This is a genomic window from Burkholderia sp. Ac-20344 (assembly GCF_017104975.1).
Taxonomy (GTDB): Bacteria; Pseudomonadota; Gammaproteobacteria; order Burkholderiales; family Burkholderiaceae; genus Burkholderia.
Genome location: NZ_JAAGPP010000136.1, coordinates 1 through 25,070 on the forward strand (window position 1 = coordinate 1; position 25,070 = coordinate 25,070).

20 protein-coding genes and 1 pseudogene are annotated in these 25,070 nt (G+C 68.0%); 10 read left to right on the forward strand and 11 right to left on the reverse strand.

Features of this window, described 5'->3' with window-relative positions; genetic code table 11:
- A partial coding sequence (locus G3N64_RS31010) for a DUF3971 domain-containing protein (RefSeq protein ID WP_277399141.1) occupies nucleotides 1-2,627 on the reverse strand: 2,627 nt, incomplete at its 3' end.
- Between the two features lie 229 nt (nucleotides 2,628-2,856).
- On the opposite strand from G3N64_RS31010, the gene glnE reads away from it, so the two are divergent.
- The gene (gene glnE, locus G3N64_RS31015; RefSeq protein ID WP_205787585.1) at nucleotides 2,857-5,658 is read left to right on the forward strand and encodes a bifunctional [glutamate--ammonia ligase]-adenylyl-L-tyrosine phosphorylase/[glutamate--ammonia-ligase] adenylyltransferase; all 2,802 of its coding nucleotides are present in this window, start codon (nucleotides 2,857-2,859) and stop codon (nucleotides 5,656-5,658) included.
- A 111-nt stretch (nucleotides 5,659-5,769) separates the two neighbouring features.
- On the opposite strand, the gene recN is transcribed toward glnE, so the two are convergent.
- On the reverse strand, nucleotides 5,770-7,419 hold the full coding sequence (gene recN, locus G3N64_RS31020) for a DNA repair protein RecN (protein ID WP_205787586.1): 1,650 nt from the start codon (nucleotides 7,417-7,419) through the stop codon (nucleotides 5,770-5,772).
- Nucleotides 7,420-7,438: 19 nt separating this feature from the next.
- On the reverse strand, nucleotides 7,439-8,341 hold the full coding sequence (locus G3N64_RS31025; protein ID WP_205787587.1) for an NAD kinase: 903 nt from the start codon (nucleotides 8,339-8,341) through the stop codon (nucleotides 7,439-7,441).
- A 130-nt stretch (nucleotides 8,342-8,471) separates the two neighbouring features.
- Between G3N64_RS31025 and hrcA the strand changes: the two genes are divergently transcribed.
- The 3 genes from hrcA (at nucleotide 8,472) to G3N64_RS31040 (ending at nucleotide 11,198) form a co-directional block, all read left to right on the forward strand.
- Complete coding sequence (hrcA, locus tag G3N64_RS31030) at nucleotides 8,472-9,494, forward strand: heat-inducible transcriptional repressor HrcA (protein ID WP_006752732.1); 1,023 nt, start codon at nucleotides 8,472-8,474, stop codon at nucleotides 9,492-9,494.
- A gap of 147 nt (nucleotides 9,495-9,641) precedes the next feature.
- A complete protein-coding gene (gene hemH, locus G3N64_RS31035; RefSeq protein ID WP_205787588.1) occupies nucleotides 9,642-10,706 on the forward strand; it encodes a ferrochelatase in 1,065 nt (354 codons plus the stop codon).
- An 84-nt stretch (nucleotides 10,707-10,790) separates the two neighbouring features.
- A complete protein-coding gene (locus G3N64_RS31040) occupies nucleotides 10,791-11,198 on the forward strand; it encodes an RNA-binding S4 domain-containing protein (RefSeq protein WP_205787589.1) in 408 nt (135 codons plus the stop codon).
- On the opposite strand, the gene G3N64_RS31045 is transcribed toward G3N64_RS31040, so the two are convergent.
- Nucleotides 11,170-11,331, reverse strand: a complete 162-nt coding sequence (locus G3N64_RS31045) for a hypothetical protein (RefSeq protein ID WP_006476841.1) — start codon at nucleotides 11,329-11,331, stop codon at nucleotides 11,170-11,172. The two genes, G3N64_RS31040 and G3N64_RS31045, sit on opposite strands and share 29 nt — an antisense overlap.
- A gap of 355 nt (nucleotides 11,332-11,686) precedes the next feature.
- Between G3N64_RS31045 and grpE the strand changes: the two genes are divergently transcribed.
- From grpE to G3N64_RS31070, 5 genes are all read left to right on the forward strand, one after another.
- A complete protein-coding gene (gene grpE, locus G3N64_RS31050; protein ID WP_205787590.1) occupies nucleotides 11,687-12,232 on the forward strand; it encodes a nucleotide exchange factor GrpE in 546 nt (181 codons plus the stop codon).
- Between the two features lie 10 nt (nucleotides 12,233-12,242).
- The gene (locus G3N64_RS31055; RefSeq protein ID WP_205787591.1) at nucleotides 12,243-12,683 is read left to right on the forward strand and encodes a thioredoxin family protein; all 441 of its coding nucleotides are present in this window, start codon (nucleotides 12,243-12,245) and stop codon (nucleotides 12,681-12,683) included.
- Nucleotides 12,684-12,830: 147 nt separating this feature from the next.
- Entirely contained in the window at nucleotides 12,831-14,783 is a 1,953-nt protein-coding gene (gene dnaK / locus G3N64_RS31060) for a molecular chaperone DnaK (RefSeq protein ID WP_039361356.1), read from the forward strand.
- Nucleotides 14,784-15,049: 266 nt separating this feature from the next.
- Nucleotides 15,050-16,186 (forward strand): molecular chaperone DnaJ, encoded by a 1,137-nt coding sequence (gene dnaJ / locus G3N64_RS31065; protein WP_205787592.1) that lies wholly within the window; start codon nucleotides 15,050-15,052, stop codon nucleotides 16,184-16,186.
- A 13-nt stretch (nucleotides 16,187-16,199) separates the two neighbouring features.
- On the forward strand, nucleotides 16,200-18,128 hold the full coding sequence (locus tag G3N64_RS31070) for a bifunctional anthranilate synthase component I family protein/class IV aminotransferase (protein WP_205787593.1): 1,929 nt from the start codon (nucleotides 16,200-16,202) through the stop codon (nucleotides 18,126-18,128).
- A 119-nt stretch (nucleotides 18,129-18,247) separates the two neighbouring features.
- On the opposite strand, the gene panB is transcribed toward G3N64_RS31070, so the two are convergent.
- Genes panB through hda form a run of 6 tightly spaced genes read right to left on the reverse strand, consistent with a single transcriptional unit; the run spans nucleotide 18,248 to nucleotide 23,367 of the window.
- Nucleotides 18,248-19,063 (reverse strand): 3-methyl-2-oxobutanoate hydroxymethyltransferase, encoded by an 816-nt coding sequence (gene panB, locus G3N64_RS31075; RefSeq protein WP_205787594.1) that lies wholly within the window; start codon nucleotides 19,061-19,063, stop codon nucleotides 18,248-18,250.
- A 45-nt stretch (nucleotides 19,064-19,108) separates the two neighbouring features.
- Nucleotides 19,109-19,795, reverse strand: a complete 687-nt coding sequence (locus G3N64_RS31080) for a deoxynucleoside kinase (RefSeq protein WP_166956866.1) — start codon at nucleotides 19,793-19,795, stop codon at nucleotides 19,109-19,111.
- Nucleotides 19,792-20,334 carry a 2-amino-4-hydroxy-6-hydroxymethyldihydropteridine diphosphokinase gene (gene folK, locus G3N64_RS31085; RefSeq protein ID WP_205787595.1) on the reverse strand — a complete coding sequence of 181 codons (543 nt, stop codon included), beginning with the start codon at nucleotides 20,332-20,334 and terminating at the stop codon, nucleotides 19,792-19,794. The genes G3N64_RS31080 and folK overlap by 4 nt, the downstream gene beginning before the upstream one ends.
- A 35-nt stretch (nucleotides 20,335-20,369) precedes the next feature.
- Complete coding sequence (gene pcnB / locus G3N64_RS31090) at nucleotides 20,370-21,938, reverse strand: polynucleotide adenylyltransferase PcnB (RefSeq protein WP_205787596.1); 1,569 nt, start codon at nucleotides 21,936-21,938, stop codon at nucleotides 20,370-20,372.
- A 5-nt stretch (nucleotides 21,939-21,943) separates the two neighbouring features.
- Nucleotides 21,944-22,621, reverse strand: coding sequence for an HAD family hydrolase (locus G3N64_RS31095; protein ID WP_205787597.1), 678 nt, complete (start codon nucleotides 22,619-22,621; stop codon nucleotides 21,944-21,946).
- A gap of 11 nt (nucleotides 22,622-22,632) precedes the next feature.
- The gene (gene hda / locus G3N64_RS31100; RefSeq protein WP_059235994.1) at nucleotides 22,633-23,367 is read right to left on the reverse strand and encodes a DnaA regulatory inactivator Hda; all 735 of its coding nucleotides are present in this window, start codon (nucleotides 23,365-23,367) and stop codon (nucleotides 22,633-22,635) included.
- A gap of 250 nt (nucleotides 23,368-23,617) precedes the next feature.
- On the opposite strand from hda, the gene purM reads away from it, so the two are divergent.
- Nucleotides 23,618-24,673 (forward strand): phosphoribosylformylglycinamidine cyclo-ligase, encoded by a 1,056-nt coding sequence (gene purM / locus G3N64_RS31105; protein ID WP_006484927.1) that lies wholly within the window; start codon nucleotides 23,618-23,620, stop codon nucleotides 24,671-24,673.
- 61 nt (nucleotides 24,674-24,734) lie between these two features.
- On the opposite strand, the pseudogene G3N64_RS31110 reads toward purM, so the two are convergent.
- Nucleotides 24,735-25,070 (reverse strand): annotated as a pseudogene (locus G3N64_RS31110) (tetracycline resistance MFS efflux pump); the annotation flags it as partial.

The following is a 25,070-nucleotide window of genomic DNA, read 5'->3' on the forward strand; positions in this document are numbered from 1 at the left end:
CCGTGGTCGGCGACCTTGTACGGTGCGTCGCCGACCACGTGCTCGAGCAGCGCGGCGGCCGCGCCGTGCAGGTTCAGGCCGCGCGCGGCGTCGAGCGCGAGCCGGCCGTCGACGTCCACCGTGTACGGGCCGTGCGACTGGAAGTTGCCGTTCGCGCGCACCGGGCCGCCGAGGAAGCGCCCCGACAGGTCGTGCAGCGATGCACCGGCCTCGGTGAACCGGACACTGCCGCGCAGCGCCGACAGCGGCGGCACGCCGCTGGTCGTCAGCGTGTTGCCGCCGAACGCGAGCGCGCCTTCGACGTGCGTGTGCGGATGTGCGACGTGCTGTGGAATCGTGATCTTGAGCGCGAGCGACGCGGGCCCCTGCGCATCGATCCGCTGGCCGATATGGCCGCTCATCGTGCCGAGCGAACTGTTGTCCGCATAGTCGATCAGGTCGGCGAGCGGCCCCTGCGCATGGCCGTCGATGATGAGCGGCGAGTGGGTCTGATTGCCGAGATCGTCGATGCGGCCCGCGACCTTCGTCAGCGCGACGCGCTTGTAGTGCGCGCGGTCGATGTCGAAGCGCAGCTTGTTCTGCGCGAGCTCGAACACGCCGTTGATCCCGTCGAGCGCCGGCCAGACGCTCGGCGTGCCGTTCGCGAGCTTGCGCGGCGGGTACGGCGTCGGTTCGAAGCGGCCGCCGGTGAACGGCGCGACGATATGGAACACGCCGGCGTCCGGCTCGTGTTCGAACGGGAATTTCTCGAGCGGGCCGCGGGCGACGATCGACGCGCCCTTGGTCACCTGGCCGTCCTGCAGCGCGTGGCCGAGGTAGTCGCGCAGGTGCTCGGACATCCCGGTCGGCAGGTAGCGCGGAATGCGCGCCACCGACGCGCGCGCGAAATCGGCGCGCAGGTCGAGCGAGCCGCGGCCGTGGCCGGGGTTCGTGTACGAGCCCGACACCGCGATTTCGGCGTCGGGGTTCGACACGAGCAGGTCGGGCAGCGACACGTCGACGCGCGCGTGTTTCTCGCCGGGCGCGGGCGTGATCGTCCATTTGGCATTGCCGCGCAGCCGGTTGAACGTCAGGCGCGGCTCGTCGAATTCACCGGGCACCGTGACGGCCGCGTTGACCGTGTCGAAATGCGCGGAGCCGCCCGTCTCGTTCGCATCGACGCGACCCCACAGGTTCTCGACCCCCGGCCAGCCGGCGCGCGGGTGGCCACGCGGCGAGAGCCCGGGCGGCGGCTCCTGTGCGGCGAAGCTGATGCCTTGCAGGTCGCCGAGGAAGCGGTAGCGGACGATCGGCGCGGCGCCCGTGCGCTGCTCCTCGTCGGCGAGGTCCGCGTGCGCGGGTTTCGCGCGCTCGACCTCGATGTGATAGTTCGACACCATCCCGCGCGGGTCGATCTTGATCAGCTCGTTGCGCAGGCGCGCCGGCAGCGGCAGCCCGCGGATGAACTCGCTCAGGATGCCGAGATCGACACGGTCGCCGACGACGCTCAACAGCTGCCCCTGGTTCGCGGTCGGCACGCGGTAGCGGGCCGTCAGCGTCGACAGCGCGAGCGAGCGGGCGAGCGGCGTGCCGTCCGGCAGCGGCGGCTGGCCGAGCTCCGCGTTGAAGCGCGACAGGTGCAGCGTGTAGTCGTGGCCGGCATCGAGCGCCATGTCCCAGCCGAAGCCGACCGTCGGCACGTCGAGCCGCGGCTGCGTCGGGCGCACGCGCAGCGCGACGTCCGCGCCCTGCAGGTCGCCGCCCGCCGAGTGCAGGTGGCCGTCGCCGAAGGTTGCCCAGATCGCGTTGTCGATCCGGCCCGCGTGGATCGTGAGCGGCACGTCGAGGTAGCGTGCCAGCGTCTGCAGGTCGACCGGGCCCGTCGACAGGTACGCGTCGCCCGTCCAGTTCGACGGCTTGCCGACCGGCGCGAGCGGCTTGTGCCTGAAGCGTGCGCGGAAATCGAGCGGGCCGAGCAGCAGCGTGCCGTTCGCGGGCGCCTGCAGCGCGGCCTTATGCACCCGGCCGTCGTTGAGCACCGCGAGCCGGATGCCCGACAGCACGAGTTCCGGCGCGTCATGCTGCGCGTCGCGCCAGCGCAGCGTGCCGCCGCGCAGCACGATCGCCTCCTGCTTCAGCAGCCACGTGCCGAACGTGGCGTTGCCGCCGTGGGTGGTCGCCACGCCGACGCCCGCGACGCTCAGCGAGCCGTCGGCCGCGCGCGCGACGACGAGGTCGGGCTGGTCGACGATCAGGCTCGACAGCGCGGGCGACAGCCGCAGCAGCGACATCCACGACAGCGCGGCCGTCGCGTGCGGCACCGACAGCGCGACCTTGCCGTCGCGGCCGCGGATCGTGAGGTTCGTGAGTTCGACGCCCGGCTGCATGCCGGACCAGTTCGGGGAAAGCTTGCCGATCGAAAGCTGCGCGTGGAGCTTGTCGGACACTGCGCGCTCGATGCGCGGGCGGAATTCGTCGATGCGGGGCAGCAGCACGTAGCGCAGCCCGAGGAGTGCGCCGGACGCGACGAAATAGGTGCCGATACCGACTGCCAGCGTCACCCTGAACACGCGGCGCAGGACCGGATGATCGTGCTTCGGAGGTCCCGCTTCGGGCGCAGCTACGGCGGATTCCTGACGGTCGGACATGCGGCGGACGGGCGGCGATATGGTAGTTTTGCAGACTGACGTTGAAATGTATCACACGGGTTCGTGCCGGCGGCCGTTGCGGCAGCGCGGCACGGGCTTTCCGGCGCGCGGTTTCGCGACGGGCGCACCCGCCCCGCGATGCCGCGCCGAGTTCCATGGGGCCGGTCGGGAGCGGGGCGCGCAGGCGCTTCCCGTGCCGGCCGGCCTTTTCGCCAGGCCCGCTTTCTCGATGACCGACGCTTCCGCCCTGATCTGCACGTCCTATTCCCGTTACCTGGCCCGCGCGGCGGCTGCGCGACCCGCGCTCGCCGACCAGGTCGCCGCATGGGCCGCTGCGCCGCTCGGCCGCGCGCAGCTCGACGCGCGCCTCACCGAACTGCTCGCGACGTCGGCCGGCACCGCCGCGCCGACCGAGGAGCAACTGAAGCGCGCGCTGCGGCAACTGCGGGCCGAGGCATTCGGCGCGGTCGCGGAACGCGACCTGCGCGGGCTGGCGGACGTCGCCGAGGTGACGGGCGCGATGACCGATCTCGCGGAAGTGGCCGTGCAGCGCTCGCTCGCGCTGCTGTCGGCCGAGCTCGAGGCGCAGTACGGCGAGCCGCGCGGCGCCGACGGCCAGCGCGTCGTGCTCGGCGTGGTCGGGATGGGCAAGCTCGGTGGCCGCGAGCTGAACGTGTCGTCGGACATCGACCTGATCTTCGTCTACGAGGACGATGGCGAGACGACCGGCGGCGCGCGTTCGCCGCTGTCCACGCAGGAATACTTCACGCGGCTCGGCCGGCGGCTGATCGGCGTGCTGTCGGAAGTCACGGCCGACGGCTACGTGTTTCGCGTCGACATGCGGCTGCGCCCGAACGGCGATTCGGGGCCGCTCGTCTGCAGCCTCGGGATGCTCGAGGAATATTTCTACGTGCAGGGGCGCGAGTGGGAGCGCTATGCATGGATCAAGGGACGGCTCGTGTCGGAGGGCGACAGCGAAGCGGCGCGGCGGCTGGCGTCGCAGCTCGAATCGATCGTCAAGCCGTTTGTGTACCGCCGTTATCTCGATTACGGCGTGATCGGCGCGATCCGCTCGCTGCACCAGCAGATCCGGCAGGAAGCCGCGCGCCGCGCGTCGATGCGGCCCGACAAGGCCGACGACATCAAGCTCGGGCGCGGCGGGATCCGCGAGATCGAGTTCAGCGCGCAGGTCTTCCAGCTGATCCGCGGCGGTCAGGATGCCGAGTTTCGCGTGCGGCCGACGCTCGCGGTGCTGCGCCATGCGCAGGCCCGCGGGCTGATCGGCGAGGACGTGCGCACGCAGCTGACCGACGCTTACAATTTCCTGCGTACGCTCGAGCACCGGCTGCAGTACCGCAACGACGCGCAGACCCACGCGATGCCGGTCGAACCGGACGAGCGCGCGGCGCTGGCCGCATCGCTCGGCTTTGCCGACTATGCGGCGCTGATGACGGTGCTGGACGGCCACCGGACCTTCGTCGAGGCGCAGTTTCACCAGATTTTCGCGGACAAGGTGAAAGGCAGCCCCTGCGCGGCCGGCGACGACACGGCGGCCGCGTGGATCTGGAGCGGCGCGCTGGCCGACGACGGCGAGGACGACGCACTGGTCGCGCGCCTCGACGGCCTAGGCTTCGCCGATCCGGCCACCGTGCTCGCGCGGCTGCGCGCGATCTGGCAGTCGTCCCGCTACACGGGCCTGCCGGAAAAGAGCCGGCAGCGTTTCGACAGCGTCGCGCAGCGGGCGCTCGAGGCGGCGCCGAACCTCGACGCCGCGCGCCGCGACGACACGATCGTGCGCCTGTTCGACCTGCTCGAGACGGTCAGCCGGCGCGGTGTCTATCTCGCGCTGCTGACCGAATATCCGGCTGCGCTCGACCGCGTGCTGTCGGTGCTCGGCGCGACGCGCTGGGGCGGCGGCTACCTGATCCGCCACCCGCAACTGCTCGACGAACTGCTCGACGACGAAGCGATTGCAAGCCCGTTCGACTGGCCCGCGTTCAAGGACGCCCTGCGCGCGCGCCTCGCCGCGGCCGACGGCCCCGAGCAACAGATGGACCTGCTGCGCCACGCGCAGCACGCGGAGGTGTTCCGGATCCTGCTGATCGATCTGGCCGGGCAACTGTCGGTCGAGCACGTGAGCGACCGGCTGTCCGAGCTGGCCGACGCGGTGCTCGACGTGACGATCGAAGTCGTCTGGTCGCAGCTCGCGAAGCGCCATCGCGACGTGCCGAAGTTCGCGGTGATCGCATACGGCAAGCTGGGCGGCAAGGAGCTCGGCTACGCATCGGATCTCGACCTGATCTTCCTGTACGACGACGCCGACGAGCGCTCGGCGGACGTCTACACGACCTTCACGCGGCGCCTCATCACATGGCTTACCACGGCGACCGGGGCGGGCGCGCTGTTCGACATCGACCTGCGGCTGCGGCCGAACGGCGAGGCCGGGCTGCTCGTCACCGATCTCGACGCGTTCCGCCGCTACCAGCTGCGCGAGGGCGACGCCGCGAATACCGCGTGGGTCTGGGAGCACCAGGCGTTGACGCGCGCCCGCTACAGCGCGGGCGACGCGCAGATCGGCGCGGACTTCGAGGCGATCCGCCGGCAGGTGCTGACGACGCCGCGCGACGGCGTCGGGCTCGCGAAGGAGATCGTCGACATGCGCGGCAAGGTGTTTGCCGGCCATCCGAACCAGACCGCGCTGTTCGACCTGAAGCACGACCGCGGCGGGATGGTCGACATCGAGTTCATCGTCCAGTACTGGGTGCTGCTGCACGCGTCGAGCGACGCCGCGCTGATCCGCAACACGGGCAACATCGAGCTGCTGCGCGAGGTCGCGCGCTTCGGGCTGATGGGCGAGGACGAGGCCGAGTGCGTCGGCGCGGCGTACCGCAAGTACCGGAAGCTGCAGCACAAGCTGCGGCTCGACGGGATGGAGAAGGCGCGGGTCGATCCGGCCGTGGTGGCCGACGAGCGGGCGGCCGTGACGGCGCTGTGGACACGCGTGTTCGGGGCGGTTGAAACGGGCGTTTGAGTCGGGCGTTCGAATCCGTGGGGCAGGGCGGGGGCGATCGAGCGGCCGCCCGGCAAAAAAAGACCGGCGCATGCGCCGGTCTTTTTGCATTCGGCCAGCGGGGTGCGTGCGTCAGGCCGCCAGCATTTCCTTCGCGTGCTTGCGCGTCGTGGCCGTGATCTCGAGCCCGCCGAGCATCCGCGCGACTTCCTCGATCCGGTTGGCGCGGTCGAGCGCGACGACCGTCGACACCGTGCCGCCGCGTTCGTCGGCACCTTTTGCGACCTGGAAGTGATGGTCGCCACGCGCGGCGACCTGCGGCAGGTGCGTCACGCACAGCACCTGGCGATCGCGCCCGAGCTGGTGCAGCAGGCGCCCGACCACTTCGGCGACGCCGCCGCCGATCCCCGTATCGACTTCGTCGAAAATCAGCGTCGGTGTCGGGCTTGCTGCGCTGGCGATCACCGCGAGCGCGAGGCTGATCCGCGCGAGCTCGCCGCCCGACGCCACCTTCGCGAGCGGCCGCAGCGGCACGCCGGGGTGCCCGGCGACCCGGAATTCGACCTGCTCGAGCCCGTGCGGGCCGCCGTCGGTGAGCGGCACGAGCGCGACTTCGAAGCTTCCGCCCGCCATCGACAGTTCCTGCATGCCGGCCGTGACGGCCGTGCCGAGCGCCTTGGCGGCCTGCGCGCGCGCCTTGGACAGATGCTTCGCGTCGGCGAGATAGGCTTCCCGCGCCTTGGCCTGCACTGCCTCGAGCGCACCGAGATCGGCGGCCGCGTCGAGCGCGGCGAGCTGCGCGCGGCGTGCCGCGTGTTCTTCGTGCAGCGTGTCGGGCGGCAGCCGGAACTTGCGGGCGGTCGAGTGCAGCGCATCGAGGCGCGTTTCGACCTGTGCGAGCCGTTCGGGGTCGAGATCGACCCGCTGCGCATAGTGCGACAGCGAGTAGACGGCTTCCTGCAACTGGATCTCGGCCGGTTCGAGCGACGCGAGCGCGTCGCCGAGCGCGGTGTCGTAGTCGGCGAGGCTGCGCAGCTTCGACACGATCGCGCCGAGTTGCGCGAGCATCGCATCGTCGGACTCGGACAGCGCATTGAGCGCGCCGCGCACGCCTTCGATCAGGTTGGCCGAATGCGACAGACGCTTGTGTTCGTTGCTGACTTCGTCCCATTCGCCGGCTTGCGGTGCGAGCTTGTCGAGCTCGGCGAGCTGCCAGGCGAGCTTTTCGCGTTCGAGCTGCAGCTCGCGCTCGTGCGCTTTTGCGGTTTCGATCGCCTGCTTCGCATCGCGCCACACACGCCACGCGCGCGCCACATTCGCGGCATCGGCGATGAGCCCCGCATGCGTATCGAACAGCTCGCGCTGCGCGTCGGGCCGCATCAGCAACTGGTGCGCATGCTGGCCGTGGATGTCGACGAGCATTTCGCCGAGCTCCCGCAGTTGCGCGAGCGTCGCGCTGGTGCCGTTGATGAATGCGCGCGACCGGCCGTTCGCGTCGATCACGCGGCGCAGCATCACGGTGTCCTCGGTGTCGAACGCGTGTTCGTCGAGCCAGCGCGCGACGCGGTCGTGCGGCGTGAATTCGGCGGTGATGTCGGCGCGGCCGCAGCCGGTGCGCACGACGCTTGCGTCGGCACGTTCGCCGAGCGCGAGGGCGAGGGCGTCGATCAGGATCGATTTTCCGGCGCCGGTTTCACCGGAAAAGACGGAAAAGCCGCTGTCGAATTCGAGATCGAGCGCGGCGACGATGACGAAGTCGCGGATCGAGAGGTGGCGGAGCATGGTGTCGGGCGGAGCGGCGTCAGGACGCCTTGTCGTCTTCGTTCGAGGCGTGTTCGTTCCAGTGCAGCTTCTTGCGCAGCGTCGCGTAGTAGCTGTAGCCGATCGGGTGCAGGAACGGCACCGTGTGCTTCGAGCGGCGCACCTCGATCGTGTCGTTCAGCTCGAGCGAGGTGAACGACTGCATGTCGAAGTTCACGTTGACGTCGCGCCCGCCGACGATCTGGATCGCGATTTTCGAATCGTCGGGCAGCACGATCGGCCGGTTCGACAGCGCGTGCGGCGCGATCGGCACGAGCACGATGCCCGCCAGCTGCGGATGGAGGATCGGGCCGGCCGACGACAGCGCGTACGCGGTCGAGCCGGTCGGCGTGGCGACGATCAGGCCGTCCGAACGCTGGTTGTACATGTACCGGCCGTCGACCGATGCGCGCAGCTCGACCATCCCGGAGAAACCGCTGCGGTTCACGACGACGTCGTTGAAGGCGAGCGCGTGGTAGATCGGTTCGCCGTCGCGCATGATCCGCGCCTCGAGCAGCGCGCGCTCCTCGCGCTCGAACTTGCCGGACAGGATCACCGGGACGAGCGCCTGCATGTCGGCCGCCGCGATATCGGTGATGAAGCCGAGCCGTCCGTGGTTGATCCCGATCAGCGGTGTCTTGTACGGCGCGAGCTGACGGCCGATGCCGAGCATCGTCCCGTCTCCGCCCAGCACGACCGCCACGTCGGCGCGCGCCCCGATTTCGGCCGGGGTCAGCGCCGGGTAGCCGGTGATGCCGATCTCGCGCGCGGTCTCGGCTTCGAAGACGACCTCGAAGCCCCGCTTGGCGATGCAGGCGGCCAGCGTGGCGAGCGGCTCGGCGATGTTCGGCGTGTTGCTCCGGCCGACGAGCGCGACGGTGTTGAACTGATTACCGGTTTTCATGCCGGCATTACACCATAGCTCGTTGACGAAAAGAACCGGCTGTGCGCAGACGGGGCCGGATCGGGCCGGCCCGCGCGTCGGTGGCCGCGCCACTCGCCGCGGTCGCGCGGTTGCGCTAAAATTTTCCACCATGCTAGATCCTCGCGCACGAACCCTCCTGAAAACCCTGATCGAACGGTATATCGCCGACGGTCAGCCAGTCGGATCGCGCACGTTGTCCCGTTACTCCGGGCTCGAGCTGAGCCCGGCGACGATCCGCAACGTGATGTCCGACCTGGAGGAGCTCGGCCTCGTGTCGAGCCCGCACACGTCGGCCGGCCGCGTGCCGACACCGCGCGGCTACCGGCTGTTCGTCGACACGATGCTGACGGTCGAGGCGCCGATCGACGCCGAGGCCGTCGCGCGGCAGGTGCAGCACACGCTCCAGGCCGGCGAACCCCAGCAGCGGGTGGTGGCGGCCGCCGCAAGCGTGCTGTCGAACCTGTCGCAGTTCGCGGGTGTCGTGCTGACGCCGCGCCGCAGCCACGTGTTCAAGCAGATCGAGTTCATGCGCCTGTCGGACAAGCGCATCCTGCTGATCATCGTCACGCCCGAGGGCGACGTGCAGAACCGGATGCTCGCGACGCCGCGCGATTACTCGCCGTCGCAACTGACCGAGGCGTCCAACTACATCAACGCGCATTTCGCCGGGCTGTCGTTCGACGAGGTGCGCCGCCGCCTGCGCGACGAGATCGACCAGTTGCGCGGCGACATGACCACGCTGATGCATGCGGCCGTGACGGCCAGCACCGAGGTGCCCGATACCGAGGACACCGTGCTGATTTCCGGCGAGCGCAACCTGCTCGAGGTGGCGGATCTGTCCTCCGACATGGCGCGGCTGCGCAAGCTGTTCGACGTATTCGATCAAAAGACGGGCCTCCTGCAACTGCTCGACGTGTCGAGCCACGCCCAGGGCGTGCAGATCTTCATTGGCGGCGAATCGACGCTCGTACCGATCGAGGAAATGAGCGTCGTTACCGCGCCTTACGAGGTGAACGGGCAGATCGTCGGCACGCTCGGCGTGATCGGCCCGACCCGCATGGCGTACAACCGCGTGATACCGATCGTCGACATCACCGCGCGCCTGCTGTCGCTCACGCTGAGCCAGCAGTAGCCTGCATTCGCCAGCCCGATCCCGCCCCGTCATCGTGCCGCGGCACCGCGCGAGCCGACAGTCGGCCGAACGGCCAGCCGACCGGCGCGGGGCGGCCCGCTATAATTGAGAGCCGTCCGGTCCCGTGCCTCGAGCACGTTCTTGCCCATGCGTTTCGATCTTGAGCCGCCTTCGAGCACCGCGGCCGCCCATCGCATCGGCGTGCTGCTGATCAATCTCGGCACGCCCGACGCCCCTACGCCGCGCGCGGTGCGGCGCTATCTGGCCGAATTCCTGTCGGATCCGCGGGTCGTCGAGATTCCACAGGCCGTCTGGCAGGTGCTGCTGCGCACGCTGATCCTGCCGCTGCGCGGCCGCGCGTCCGCGAAGAAATACGCGGCCGTCTGGATGCCCGAGGGCTCGCCGCTGCGCGTGCATACCGAGCGCCAGACCGACAGCGTGCGGCACCTGCTCGCGTCGAACAGTTATCAAGTGCAGGTCGATTACGCGATGCGCTACGGCAGCCCGAACATTTCGCACGCGCTCGCGCAGTTCAAGCGCGCGGGCGTCGAGCGCGTGCTGCTGATGCCGATGTATCCGCAATACTCGGCGTCGACCACGGCCACCGCATTCGACGCCGCATTCGGCGCGCTCGCGCGCATGCGCAACCAGCCGGAGGTGCGCACGGTGCGGCATTACGCCGATCATCCGGCCTATATCCACGCGCTGGCCGAACAGGTGCGCCAGTATTGGGCGCAGCACGGCCGGCCCGACTTCGCGGCCGGCGACAAGCTCGTGCTGAGCTTTCACGGCGTGCCGAAGCGCACGCTCGACCTCGGCGATCCCTATCACGACCAGTGCCAGCAGACGGGCGCGCTGCTGATGGCCGCGCTCGGGCTGTCGACGACCGAATGCCGCATCACGTTCCAGTCGCGCTTCGGCAAGGCCGAGTGGCTGCAGCCTTACACCGCGCCGACGCTGCGCGAGTTCGGCGAAGCCGGCGTGCGGCGGGCCGACGTGTTCTGTCCCGGTTTCACGGCCGACTGCCTGGAGACGATCGAGGAGATCGGCATGGAAGTGCGCGACGAGTTTCTCGCCGGCGGCGGCAAGGTGTTTCACCGCATTCCGTGCCTGAACGGCGCGCCCGCGTGGATCGGCGCGCTCGGCGAGATCGTCGCCGAGAATCTGCAGGGCTGGCCGGTCAGGGCCGCGCAGCCCGAAACGGTGGGTTGAGATGAAACGACCCCCACGCTCACTTCGTTCACTGCCCCCCGAGGGGGCGGTCAGCCTCCTTGGGGCGGCCCGGCGGAGGCTGCGATGAACTACAAGATTTCGACCGAACCGGGCGCGAAGCTGCGCATCGACAAATGGCTGTGGGCGGCCCGGTTCTTCAAGACGCGCTCGCTCGCGACCGATGCGGTCGACAAGGGGCACGTGAAGATCGGTGGCGCGGCGGTCAAGCCGGCGAAGGAAGTGCGCGTGGGCGACGAGGTCGAGATTGCGATCGACGGCATCGTCTGGCACATTGCCGTGCTTGGCGTGTGCGACGTGCGCGGGCCGGCGAGCGTCGCGCAGACGCTTTACCAGGAAACGGAAGCGGGGCGGGCCGCGCGGCTCGCCGAACTGGAGCGGCGCCGTACGTATCGCGAGCCGGCGGCCGAATTGCACGGCCGGCCGACGAAGCGCGACCGGCGCATCATCGACAGATTTTCTGGTGGGAGCTGAACATCTGGTCGAACGTCGCCCGCGCGCTCCCGTATTCGGTCGTGCGGTCGGTGACGGCTCCCGACAGGCAGATGGTGGTGGTGCCGGCAATGAGTACCAGCGCGACCACCGATATCGCAAAGGTCAGTTTCACGGTACTCCCCTCGAGAAGACGGGTGAAAACGGCGCCAGGTGGTTGTCAGGCGGTGGTCAGCTCCGGGTAAACACGCTTTTCCGATGCTTGAATGGAGTGTAGTGCAGCGGGCCTGTGCCAAGCTAGTCCTGGTCAGGTAAGCGTTGTTACAGCCCGTTTCGCCCGATCTGGCGGACTATGCGCGCGATGCACCGGTGCATCGCGCGGTTGTTTCGCGGCATTGGAGAATGCCGGCGAATAACCCTCTTGAAATCGCAGTTTTCATCCTTATTTGCACCAGCAATGTGCGGTACCGCCGGTTATACGGTTCGGCGGTTACCGATTTGGCTTCAACCTCTAATCGACTTTCAGCGACATGGAAAACACGCAAGAGAACCCGGCACCCCAATCGGCCGAAGAGATCGGCAGCGAGAAGCAGGCGGCGCAAGGCGCTGCTCCCGCCGCTGAAGCAGCCGACGCGGCGCTCGCGGAGGCTCAAGCCAAGGTCGCCGAGCTTCAGGAGAGCTTCCTGCGGGCGAAGGCCGAGACCGAGAACGTCCGCCGCCGCGCGCAGGACGACGTCTCGAAGGCGCACAAGTTCGCGATCGAGAGCTTCGCGGAGCACCTGCTGCCGGTGCTGGACAGCCTGGAAGCGGCCGTCAACGATACGTCCGGCGACATCGCGAAGGTGCGCGAAGGCGTCGAACTGACGCTGCGCCAGCTGACGAGCGCGCTCGAGAAGGGCCGTGTCGTCGCGATCAACCCGGTCGGCGAGAAGTTCGATCCGCACCAGCACCAGGCGATTTCGATGGTGCCGGCCGAGCAGGAGCCGAACACCGTCGTTGCGGTGCTGCAAAAGGGCTATACGATCGCCGACCGCGTGCTGCGTCCGGCGCTCGTCACCGTCGCCCAGCCGAAGTAAGGCCGCTGCGATGTTGCCCGCCGGCGTCGATCCGGCCGCGTTTGGCGCGTTCGACATGCAGGCGCTGGACGCCGGCACGTTCGACGCGGCGATCGACGGCGCGGGCGACGCACTCGCGGTGGTGTTCTTCTGGGGCGTCGACTGCTTCAACTGCGAGATCGCGAAGAAGGCGATGCTCGCCCAGCCCGACGCGATCCGCGCGCTGGACCTGAAGTGGTTCCATTGCAACGTGTACGAACACCACCAGCTGGGGCGCCGCTTCGGGCTGCACGGCGTGCCGACGTGGTTCTTCTTCCACCGCGGCAAGCGGCTTGGCCGCGCGACGGGCTGGCATGGCCTCGCGCAGTTTCAGGCAGCGGTGTCGGCGGCCCGCGCGAAAATCGCCGCGGCGGGCAGCAATCCGCCGGGCGGCGATCCGCCGGGCGGCGATCCGCTAGCCGGCAGCGATTGAAAAAATTTAATATCCGCATCGCTCGTCGGGTCTTGAAAACGGATCGGACGGACGCATTTCGGGAACAGAGTTGAATTCTGGCGCGCGAAACCGCCCCAAAACGCGGGGTTTTGCGCAGCAAACAAGCATTTCTGGAGATTAGGAAAAATGGGAAAGATCATCGGTATTGACCTCGGCACCACGAACTCGTGCGTCGCCATCATGGAAGGCAACCAGGTCAAGGTCATCGAGAACTCGGAAGGCACGCGCACCACGCCGTCGATCATCGCGTACATGGACGACAACGAAGTGCTCGTCGGCGCGCCGGCCAAGCGTCAGTCGGTGACCAACCCGAAGAACACGCTGTTCGCAGTGAAGCGCCTGATCGGCCGCCGCTTCGAAGAGAAGGAAGTCCAGAAGGACATCGGCCTGATGCCGTACACCATCATCAAGGCCGACAACGGCGATGCATGGGTCGAAGCGCACGGCGAAAAGCTCGCGCCGCCGCAGGTTTCGGCGGAAGTGCTGCGCAAGATGAAGAAGACGGCCGAAGACTACCTCGGCGAGCCGGTCACGGAAGCCGTGATCACGGTGCCGGCGTACTTCAACGACAGCCAGCGCCAGGCCACCAAGGACGCCGGCCGCATCGCGGGCCTCGAAGTCAAGCGGATCATCAACGAGCCGACCGCGGCTGCGCTCGCGTTCGGCCTCGACAAGGCCGAGAAGGGCGACCGCAAGATCGCCGTGTATGACCTCGGCGGCGGTACGTTCGACGTGTCGATCATCGAAATCGCGGACGTCGACGGCGAAATGCAGTTCGAAGTGCTGTCGACCAACGGCGACACGTTCCTCGGCGGCGAGGACTTCGACCAGCGCATCATCGATTACATCATCGGCGAGTTCAAGAAGGAGCAGGGCGTCGACCTGTCGAAGGACGTGCTCGCGCTGCAGCGCCTGAAGGAAGCCGCTGAAAAGGCGAAGATCGAGCTGTCGTCGAGCCAGCAGACCGAAATCAACCTGCCGTACATCACGGCGGACGCGTCGGGCCCGAAGCACTTGAACCTGAAGATCACCCGCGCGAAGCTGGAAGCGCTGGTGGAAGACCTCGTCGAGCGCACGATCGAACCGTGCCGCATCGCGATCAAGGACGCAGGCGTCAAGGTGTCGGACATCGACGACGTGATCCTGGTCGGCGGCCAGACGCGCATGCCGAAGGTGCTGGAGAAGGTGAAGGAATTCTTCGGCAAGGATCCGCGCCGTGACGTGAACCCGGACGAAGCCGTCGCAGTCGGCGCGGCAATCCAGGGCCAGGTCCTGTCGGGCGACCGCAAGGACGTGCTGCTGCTCGACGTGACCCCGCTGTCGCTCGGTATCGAGACGCTCGGCGGCGTGATGACGAAGATGATCAGCAAGAACACGACGATCCCGACGAAGCATGCCCAGGTGTACTCGACGGCCGACGACAACCAGGGCGCCGTGACGATCAAGGTGTTCCAGGGCGAACGCGAAATGGCAGCCGGCAACAAGCTGCTCGGCGAGTTCAACCTCGAAGGCATCCCGCCCGCACCGCGTGGCGTGCCGCAGATCGAAGTGACCTTCGACATCGACGCGAACGGCATCCTGCACGTCGGCGCGAAGGACAAGGCGACCGGCAAGGAAAACAAGATCACGATCAAGGCGAACTCGGGTCTGTCCGAAGCTGAAATCGACCAGATGATCAAGGACGCGGAAGCGAACGCAGCGGAAGATCACAAGCTGCGCGAGCTGGCCGATTCGCGCAACCAGGGCGACGCGCTGGTCCACAGCACGAAGAAGGCGCTGACCGAGTACGGCGACAAGCTGGACGCGGGCGAGAAGGAAGCGATCGAAGCGTCGCTGAAGTCGCTCGAGGAAGTGCTGAAGGACACGTCGGCCGACAAGGCTGCGATCGACGCGAAGGTCGAGGAACTCGGCAAGGTTTCGCAGAAGCTCGGCGAAAAGATGTACGCCGACATGCAGGCCCAGCAAGCGGGTGCGGCCGGCGCAGCGGGTGCAGCGGAAGGCGCGGCCCACGCGGGCGGCGCGCAACAGGCTGCCGACGATGTCGTCGACGCCGAGTTCAAGGAAGTGAAGAAGGACTAAGCCGGGTTGCCCCGGTGCCGCACGCCGCGCGCAGCACGCGCGCGGCGCGGCTGACGGGTTGGCTGACAAGCGGTCTGTCTTTCCTTCCGGATGGCCGGATCGACTCCACGCCTGGCGGGCTTCGCGGCCCTCCGGGCACATTTGTTTTTTGGCGGGTGCTGCGCGAGCCGTCCGCGGACGGGTGCAGCGCCAGACGAGTCGAGAGACTTTACTGCAGGCGAAAGGAGCCGCCGCGTGCGCGATGCGTGGCGGCACAGTGAATCGATATGGCGAAACGGGATTACTACGAGGTTCTGGGCGTCGCGAAGAATGCGGGCGACGACGAAATCAAGAAGGCGTATCGCAAGCTTGCGATGAAGTATCACCCTGACCGCAATCCGGACAACAAGGATGCGGAAGAGCATTTCAAGGAGGTGAAGGAAGCCTATGAAATGCTGTCGGACAGCCAGAAGCGGGCCGCGTACGACCAGTACGGCCATGCGGGCGTCGATCCGAACATGGGCGGTGCGGGCGCACAGGGCTTCGGCGGTTTCGCGGACGCGTTCGGCGACATCTTCGGCGACATCTTCGGCCAGGCTGCGGGCGGCGCCGCGCGCGGCGGCCGTGGCGGCCCGCAGGTGTATCGCGGTGCCGACCTGCGCTACAGCATGGAAATCACGCTCGAGCAGGCCGCACACGGCTACGACACGCAGATCCGCGTGCCGAGCTGGGTGTCGTGCGAGGTCTGCCACGGGTCGGGCGCGAAGCCCGGCACGAAGCCGGAAACCTGCCCGACCTGTCACGGCCAGGGCACGGTGCGCATGTCGCAGGGCTTCTTCAGCATCCAGCAGACCTGCCCGAAGTGCCACGGCACGGGCACCTACATCCCCGAGCCGTGCGTGCATTGCCACGGGTCGGGCAAGGTGAAGGAAACCAAGACGCTCGAAGTGAAGATCCCGGCCGGGATCGACGACGGGATGCGGATCCGCTCGGCCGGCAACGGCGAGCCGGGCATCAACGGCGGGCCGCCGGGCGACCTGTACGTCGAGATCCACATCAAGCCGCACTCGGTGTTCGAGCGCGACGGCGACGATCTCCACTGCCAGATGCCGATCCCGTTCACGACCGCTGCGCTCGGCGGCGAGATCGAAGTGCCGACGCTGGCCGGCCGTGCATCGTTCCCGGTGCCGGAAGGCACGCAGTCGGGCAAGACGTTCCGCCTGCGCGGCAAGGGCATCAAGGGGTTGCGTTCGAGCATCGCGGGCGATCTGTACGTTCACGTGCAGGTCGAGACGCCGGTGAAGCTGACCGACAACCAGCGCGACCTGCTCAAGCAGTTCGAGAAGTCGCTGGCCGAGGGCGGCGCGCGTCACAGCCCGCAGAGCAAGAGCTGGTTCGATCGTGTGAAGAGCTTCTTCGAGTAACGCGAGTAACAGCATGACTGAAGGCAACGAGAGCGCGTCGTACGCGCTCTTGGACGATTGCGACTCGACCGCGCTCGCGCGGTCGAGTCGTTTGTATTCGGGATTCGTGCGCGAACGCGTGTGCACGGATCCGGCCCGGCTCGACGAAGTCGATGCGGCGGTGGCGCAGGATCTGCGCGACGGGTTGCATGCGGTCGTCGTCGGCGATTACGAATTCGGACGCAACCTGCAACGAGCGCAGCCGGGCCATGCCCCGCTGCGCTTTTTGCTGTATGCGCGCTGCGAGCGCCTGTCGCGCGACGAAGTCGACGCGTGGCTCGCGCAGCAGGACGGCGGCGGTACACCGTCGATCGCGGGCGTCGCGCATGTCGCGAAGAGCGTGTCGCGCGATGCGTTCGACGGGGCGATTGCCGCGGTGCACGACGCGCTGTGCGCGGGCGATTCGTATCAGGTCAACTACACGTACCGGTTGAACTTCGACGTGTTCGGCACGCCGCTCGCGCTGTACCGGCGCCTGCGTGCGCGCCAGCCCGTGCGTTACGGCGCGCTGATCGCGTTGCCCGGCGGTACGTGGGTCGTGTCGTGCTCGCCCGAGCTGTTCGTCGAGAAGCGCGGCGACGTGCTGCGCGCGCGGCCGATGAAGGGCACCGCGCCACGCTCGGCCGACCCTCGCGACGATGCGGCGGCGGCCACGTTCCTCGCGAACGACCCGAAGAACCGGGCGGAAAACGTGATGATCGTCGACCTGCTGCGCAACGACGTGTCGCGGATCGCGCGCACCGGCACGGTCCGCGTGCCGGCGCTGTTCTCCGTCGAGCCGTATGCGTCGGTGTGGCAGATGACGTCGACGGTCGAGGCCGGCTGGCGCGACGGGACGACGTTCGCGCAGATGCTGCGTGCGCTGTTTCCGTGCGGATCGATCACGGGCGCGCCGAAGCACCAGACGATGCAACTGATCGATGCGATCGAGTCGACGCCGCGCGGGCTCTACACGGGCGCGATCGGCTGGCTTGACGCGACGAAGCAAGATACCGATTCCGACACGCCGGGCGATCGCCTGGCCGGTTGCGGCGATTTCTGCCTGTCGGTCGCGATCCGCACGCTGACGCTCGACGCAGCCGGCGAAGGCGCTGACAGCGACGGTGTGGCCGATGCCGAAGCACGCGATCCGGTAACGGCAATCGCCGGCCGGCGCCGCGGCGCGATGGGCGTCGGCGCGGGCATCGTGCTCGACAGCGTCGCGGCTGACGAATATGCGGAGTGCGAATTGAAAGCGCGATTCCTGACGGACGCCGATCCCGGCTTCCAGCTGTTCGAAACGACCGCCGCCACGCGTGCGGACGGCATCCGGCTTCTCGATCGCCATCTCGCGCGGCTGCAGCGTAGCGCGGATGCGTTCGGCTTCCGCTTCGACACCGATGCGTTGCGTCGCGAGATCGACGCACGCTGCGCGGCGCTCGACGGCGACGGCGCTTACCGAATGAAGCTCTCGCTCGCGAAGGACGGCACGGTCGAGATCGTCGCGGCGCCGCTCAAGCCGCTGCCGGCGGGGCCGGTCGGCGTGCTGCTGGCGTCCGAACACGGCTTCGCACCCACCCGCGCGAGCGATGCGCTGCTGCTGCACAAGACGACGCGCCGCGCCGAATACGATCGCGCGTGGCAGGCGGCGGAGGCGTTCGGCGGCTTCGACATGCTGTTCGTCAACGAGCGCGGCGAGGTGACGGAAGGCGGGCGCTCGAACCTGTTCGTGAAGCTCGACGGCCAGTGGGTGACGCCGCCGCTCGAGTCTGGCGTGCTGCCGGGCGTGATGCGCGGCGTGCTGCTCGACGATCGTGCGTTCGGCGCGACGGAGCGGGTCGTGACCCGCGACGATCTCGCGCGTGCGCAGGCGCTGCTGCTGACCAACGCGCTGCGCGGCGCGCTCGACGCGGTACTGAAGTAGCCGGCAGATCATCGACCGCTGCCGGCAGCGTGTGAAAGAAAAAGCGCGGCGCCCTGCAAAGGGCGCCGCGCTTTTTTATCGAGGCGCCGGCAAACGCATCGCCGGCCCTTCGACGGAACTCAGAACGAATGCTCCGGGCCGGGGAACGAACCGTCCTTTACCGCGCACACGTACGCTTCGACGGCCGCCTGGATGTTCGGCTGGCCCTGCATGAAATCCTTCACGAAGCGCGGCCGCTTGCCGGGAAACACGCCGAGCATGTCGTGCAGCACGAGCACCTGGCCCGAGCAGTCGGCGCCCGCGCCGATGCCGATCGTCGGCACGCGCAGCATGTGCGTGACTTCGGACCCGATCAGCGTCGGCACGGCTTCGAGCAGGACGACCTGCGCACCGGCTGCTTCGACCGCGCGCGCGTCGCGCAGCAGTTGCGCGGCACCGGCTTCGGTCTTGCCCTGCACCTTGAAGCCGCCGAACGCGTGCACCGACTGCGGCGTGAGGCCCACGTGCGCGCACACGGGCACCGCGCGCTCGACGAGGAAGCGGATCGTCTCGGCGAGCCATTCGCCGCCTTCGAGCTTGACCATCTGTGCACCGGCGCGCATCAGCTTGACGGCGCTCGCGAATGCTTCGGCCGGCGTGCCGTACGTGCCGAACGGCAAATCGGCCATGATCAGCGCGCGCGGCTGCGCGCGGGCGACACAGGCGGTGTGGTATGCGATGTCGTCGAGCGACACGGGCAGCGTGGTCGTGTGGCCTTGCAGCACGTTGCCGAGCGAATCGCCGATCAGCAGCACGTCGACGCCCGAACGGTCGAGCAGTGCGGAAAAGCTCGCGTCGTAGCAGGTGAGCATCGCGATCTTCTCGCCGGCGTCGCGCATTGCCTGCAGCTTGGGCACCGTGACGGCAGGCCGGCTCGATTCCTGGAGATAGGTCATGGGAAATCCGGTTCGAATGGGTGAGGAACGACAGGCGAGGACGCGTCAGCGCGTCGTCTCGCCCTTGACGAAGAATTCCTTGCGGCCGCGCATCGTCTCGATGCGCTCGATCAGCAGGGCGAGATCTTCGGGGGAGTCCTGCGGGTTCAGGTGTTCCGCGGCGACCGTCAGCACCGGCGTGCGGTCGTAGTGGTAGAAGAATTCGTTGTACGCGTCGACGAGCGAGCGCAGGTACGCATCGCTGATCTGCAGCTCCATCGGCAGCCCGCGCTTCTGGATGCGCGAGAACAGCACTTCGGGGCTGGCCTGCAGGTAGACGACGAGGTCGGGGGACGGCGCCTGCGGCACGTCCACGTGCGTCGCGACCGAGCGGTAGAGCTGCCATTCGTCTTCCGGCAGGTTCAGCCGCGCGAAGATGTCGTTCTTCTGCGGCATGAAATCGGCGATGACCGGGCGCCCCGTTTCGAGCGCACCGATCAGCTCGCGCGCCTGCTGCGCGCGCTGCAGCGCGAACGACAGCTGCACGGGCAGCGCGTAGCGCGCGGTGTCGCGATAGAAGCGTTCGAGGAACGGGTTGTCCTGCGGGCGCTCGAGCAGCGTCTGCATCGACCAGCGTTCGGCGAGCAGGCGCGCGAGCGTCGTCTTGCCGACGCCGATCGGGCCTTCGATCACGAGATAGCGATGCGGGGCGCGCAGGTCGGGCGCGGTGACGGTGAGGGGAGTCGGGGTCATCGGCAGCGGTTCTTGTCGGCGTCTTCGCTGGCAGCGAGCGCCTTCTGCATCAGGCACTGGCAGGCCTGCACCTTCTCGACGCGCTGGTCCGCGACGGCGGCGAGGAAGGCGTCGGCACGGCCGCGCGCGGGGATGTCGAGTGCCGGCTCGATCTCGACGAGCGGCACGAGCGCGAACGCACGGTCGGTGAGGCGCGGGTGCGGGACGATCAGGTCGGGCTCGTCGATCGAGTCGGCGCCGAACAGCAGGATGTCGAGGTCGAGCGTGCGCGGCGCGTTGCGATACGGGCGCTCGCGGCCGAAGTGATGTTCGATCTTCTGGCAAAGCGCGAGCAGCTCGCGGGCCGACAGCGTCGTGTCGAGCTTGACGACGCAGTTGTAGTAGTCGTCGCCGCCCGCTTCGAAGGGCGCCGTGCGATACAGGCTCGATTTGCCGAGGATCGAGATGGTGCGCTGCTGTGCGAGGCACACCACCGCGTCCTTCAGGGTCTGGCGCGCATCGCCGAGATTCGCCCCCAGTCCGATATATGCAACCGTCATGGCATCACTTCCTACGTCGTTCGCCGGCGAGCGCGTCAGTCGTCGGAACCGTCCGAGGTGTCCGGTGCCTGCTCGGCGGCACCTTCACCCGGCTTGCGGTTTCGCGCACCGCCGCGGCGGCGCCGCTTGCGGGGCGATTTTTCCTTCGAACCGCCCTGCGTGAGCAATGCCTCGCGAGCGGCCGCGTCGCCTTCGATGAAATCCGTCCACCACTGTCCGACTTCCACTTCGAGCTCGCCGGATTCGCAGCGCAACAGGAGGAAATCATACCCCGCTCTAAACCTTTGGTGTTCCAGCAGCCGCATCGCGCTGCGGCCCGAGCGTTTCTCGAGGCGCAGCTGCAGGCCCCAGATCTCGCGCATGTCGGCCGAATAACGCTTGTGGATCGCGAGTTTTTCGGTCTGCATGTCGAGCACGTCGTCCATCGCGCGATGGAGCGCCGGCACCGGGATTTCGCCTTCGGCCGTGTATTGCTCGAAGCGCTGGCGCATGTCGTGCCACAGCAGCGTCGCGAACAGGAAGCCCGGCGAGACCGGCTTGCCGGCGCGCACGCGTGCATCGGTGTTGTTCAGCGCGAGCGTGATGAACTTCTCGCCCTGCGGCTGTTCGAGCACGACGTCGAGCAGCGGCAGCAGCCCGTGGTGCAGGCCTTCCTTGCGCAGCTGCTTCAGGCACGCGAGCGCGTGGCCCGACAGCAGCAGCTTCAGCATTTCGTCGAACAGGCGCGCGGCCGGCACGTTGTTGATCAGGTCGGCGAGCGCGTTGATCGGTTCGCGCGTATGCGGCTCGATCTCGAAACCGAGCTTGGCGGCAAAGCGCACGACGCGCAGCATCCGCACCGGATCCTCGCGGAAGCGCGTGGCCGGATCGCCGATCATCCGCAACAGGCGGGCGCGCACGTCGGCCATCCCGTCGTGGTAGTCGAGCACCGTCTGCGTCGACGGGTCGTAGTACATCGCGTTGATCGTGAAGTCGCGGCGTGCGGCGTCTTCGTGCTGCTCGCCCCACACGTTGTCGCGCAGCACGCGGCCGCTCGCGTCGACCGCGTGCGTGCGGCGGTCGAGTTCGTCGCGCTTCAGGCGCTTCGGCGGCTCGGCCGCGGCCGCTTCGGGCGGCGCATCCCCCAAGGGGACTTCCTGCGGGGCGTCGACCAGCGCGCGGAACGTCGACACCTCGATCAGCTCCTGGCCGAACTGCACGTGGACGATCTGGAAACGGCGGCCGATCAGGCGCGCGCGGCGGAACAGGCGCTGCACCTCGGTCGGCGTTGCGTCGGTCGCGACGTCGAAGTCCTTCGGCGCAATGCCGAGCAGCAGGTCGCGGACCGCACCGCCGACGATGAACGCACGGAAGCCCGCCTGCTGCAGCGTGTCGGTCACGCGCACGGCATTCTTCGAGATCAGCGCCGGATTGATGCCGTGCACGCTGGCGGGCACGACGGTCGGCTCATGGTTGCTGCGCGGTTTCTTCGCGCCGCCGCCGCCGCGGGTGCCCTTCGCGGTGCGCGGGGCAGCAGGGGCCGCTGCGTCGGCCTGGGCCGTTGCGGGAGACGTTTGCTCGGTTTCGTCCTGGCCGAGCAGCTTGCGGATGAATTTTTTGATCACGACGTTCAGAAGAGATCGAGGATACGCCAGCCGCGGGTGCTTGCATGCGCACGCAGCGTGTCGTCAGGGTTGGTCGCGATCGGGTCGGTGACTTTCTCGAGCAACGGGATGTCGTTGTGCGAGTCGCTGTAGAAGTAGCTATGCGCGAAGTCGCTCCAGTGCTTGCCGAGCGACGCGAGCCACGCTTCGGTTCGCACGATCTTGCCTTCGCGATAGCTCGGCGTGCCGGTCGGCCGGCCCGTGTACGGCGAATCCGGATGCCCGTCGGTCGTTTCGACCTCGCAGGCGATCAGCGTGTCGACGCCGAACGCGGTTGCGATCGGGCGCGTGATGAATTCGTTGGTCGCCGTCACGACGCAGCACAGGTCGCCCGCGTCGAGGTGCTTGCGCACGAGCTCGAGCGCGGCGGGTGTCATTGCGGGCCGGATCACCTCGTGCATGTACTGCTCGTGCCATTCGGCGAGCTGCGCGCGCGAATACTTCGCGAGCGGCGTGAGCATCGCCGTGAGGTACGCGTGGATGTCGAGCTTGCCGGCCTTGTAGTCGGCGAAGAACTGATCGTTCTGACGCGAGAAGCTTTCCGCGTCGACGATGCCGAGCTTCACCATGAAGCGGCCCCATTCGTGGTCGCTATCGGTCGGGATCAGCGTGTGATCGAGGTCAAAGAGTGCCAGATTAGTCATGGAAGCGCATTTTACTCGAAGCGGTTCGGGCCCGTGCCCGGTGGTGTGATGTCGTCGCCGGGACGCGCGAGCATCCGGCGCAGCAGCGGCAGCGTGACCGCGCGTTTCTGCTCGAGCGAGAAGCGGTCGAGCGCGTCGAGCAGCGCCATCAGGCTCGGCATGTCGCGGCGGAAATGGGTCAGCAGGTACGCGGCGATGTCGTCGGTGAGCGCGATCCCGCGCTCCTTCGCCGCGAGCTTGAGCACGGCGATCTTGCCGGCGTCGGACGGCGGCGACAGGTGGAACACGAGCCCCCAGCCGAGGCGCGTGCGGAGATCCTCGCGCACGTCGAGCGCGAGCGGCGCCGCGGGGCCCGCCGCGACGAACGCGCTCGACGGGTGCGCGCGCACTTCGTTGAACAGGTTGAACAGCGCGACCTGCTGCGTGTCGCTCATCCGGTCGCAGTCGTCGATCGCGTAGATGCCGATGCGCGGGTCGAACGTGAACGCGCCGAGCGGGCTTTGCGGCGTCAGGTAGCGCGCATAGCCGTACGACGCGTCGCTCACGAGTGCCTGCAGCAGATGGGTGCGGCCGCTGCCGGGCTCGCCCCAGATGTAGAACGACCGGTCCGGCACGGGGCCCGCCGCGAGCGCGAGGTCGAGCTTCTGCAGGCGCGAGATGAGCTCGTCGTTCTCCTCGTTCATGATGAAGTTGTCGAACGTGGCGGGCGGCGGCGTGCCGAGATCGAGCGTCAGTTGACGGGACACAACAGTCACAATGCGGGTCGGTTGAAAATACGCGTGCCGTACGCCGGGCACGCGCCGGGAACTGCGTATTCATGGGCCTCACGCGCGACCGCACGCACGGCGCCACGCCAATTTCGGCGCGGTTCGCTCGGCGATGAAAACGGGGACGTGTTGACCAAGATGCAATCCCTGACGATTCGGTGCTGGGAATTCCGGCCAACGGGCCGGCTTCGGGTAAAATCGCATTTTACCGACCTTCTCGCATTCCCCCATGAATCCTCCGAAATCCGCTCCTGACGCTCAGGGTCTGTCCTATCGCGACGCAGGCGTCGACATCGACGCGGGCGACGCGCTCATCGACAAGATCAAGCCTTTTGCGAAGAAAACCCTGCGCGACGGCGTGCTCGGCGGCATCGGCGGGTTCGGCGCGCTGTTCGAAGTGCCGAAGAAGTACAAGGAGCCCGTGCTCGTGTCGGGCACCGACGGCGTGGGCACCAAGCTCAAGCTGGCGTTTCATCTGAACAAACACGACACCGTCGGCCAGGATCTCGTCGCGATGAGCGTGAACGACATCCTCGTGCAGGGCGCCGAGCCGCTGTTCTTCCTCGACTACTTCGCGTGCGGCAAGCTCGACGTCGACACCGCTGCAACGGTCGTCAAGGGCATCGCGCAGGGTTGCGAACTGTCGGGCTGCGCGCTGATCGGCGGTGAAACGGCCGAAATGCCGGGCATGTACCCGGACGGCGAATACGACCTGGCCGGCTTCGCGGTCGGCGCGGTCGAGAAGAGCAAGATCATCGACGGCAGCACGATCGCCGAAGGCGACGTGGTGCTGGGCCTCGCCTCGAGCGGCATCCACTCGAACGGCTTCTCGCTCGTGCGCAAGATCATCGAGCGCGCGAACCCCGACCTGTCGGCCGATTTCCACGGCCGCTCGCTGGCCGACGCGCTGATGGCGCCGACCCGCATCTACGTGAAGCCGCTGCTCGCACTGATGCAGAAGCTGTCGGTGAAGGGCATGGCGCACATCACCGGCGGCGGCCTCGTCGAGAACATTCCGCGCGTGCTGCGCGAAGGCCTTACCGCCGAGCTCGACCAGAACGCGTGGCCGCTGCCGCCGCTGTTCAAGTGGCTGCAGGAGCACGGCGGTGTCGCCGATGCGGAAATGCACCGCGTGTTCAACTGCGGCATCGGCATGGCCGTGATCGTTTCGGCGGCCGATGCCGACGCAGCGATCGCCGACCTGACCGCCGCCGGCGAACAGGTGTGGAAGATCGGCACCGTGCGTGCGACCCGCGAAGGCGAGGCGCAGACGGTCGTGGTCTGACGCACTGCCTGCAGCAGATGCAGCAAGGAAAGCCGCCCGGAGTCGATCCGGGCGGCTTTTTTCATGCCGACGGGCGCGGTGCGCCTGAGTTTGCGGCGCGCGCACCGGCCAGCAACGGCGGGACGAGCAGATAGAGCAGCGCGGCCGCGGCCCAGACGAGCCCCGGCCACGTCGCGCGTGTCGCCGCATAGGTCGCGGTGACGACCAGCGGCCCCGCGACGCCGATCAGGCTCGCCACGCTCGCGAGCGCGCCCTGCAGTTCGCCCTGGCGTGCATCGTCGACCTGCCGCGCGAGCATCGCCTGCAGTGCCGGCAGCGTCATGCCGCCCGCCGCGAACAGCGGCAGCAGCGCGAACGGCACCCACGCGGCGGTCGCGAAGGCAATCGCCGCGAGCCC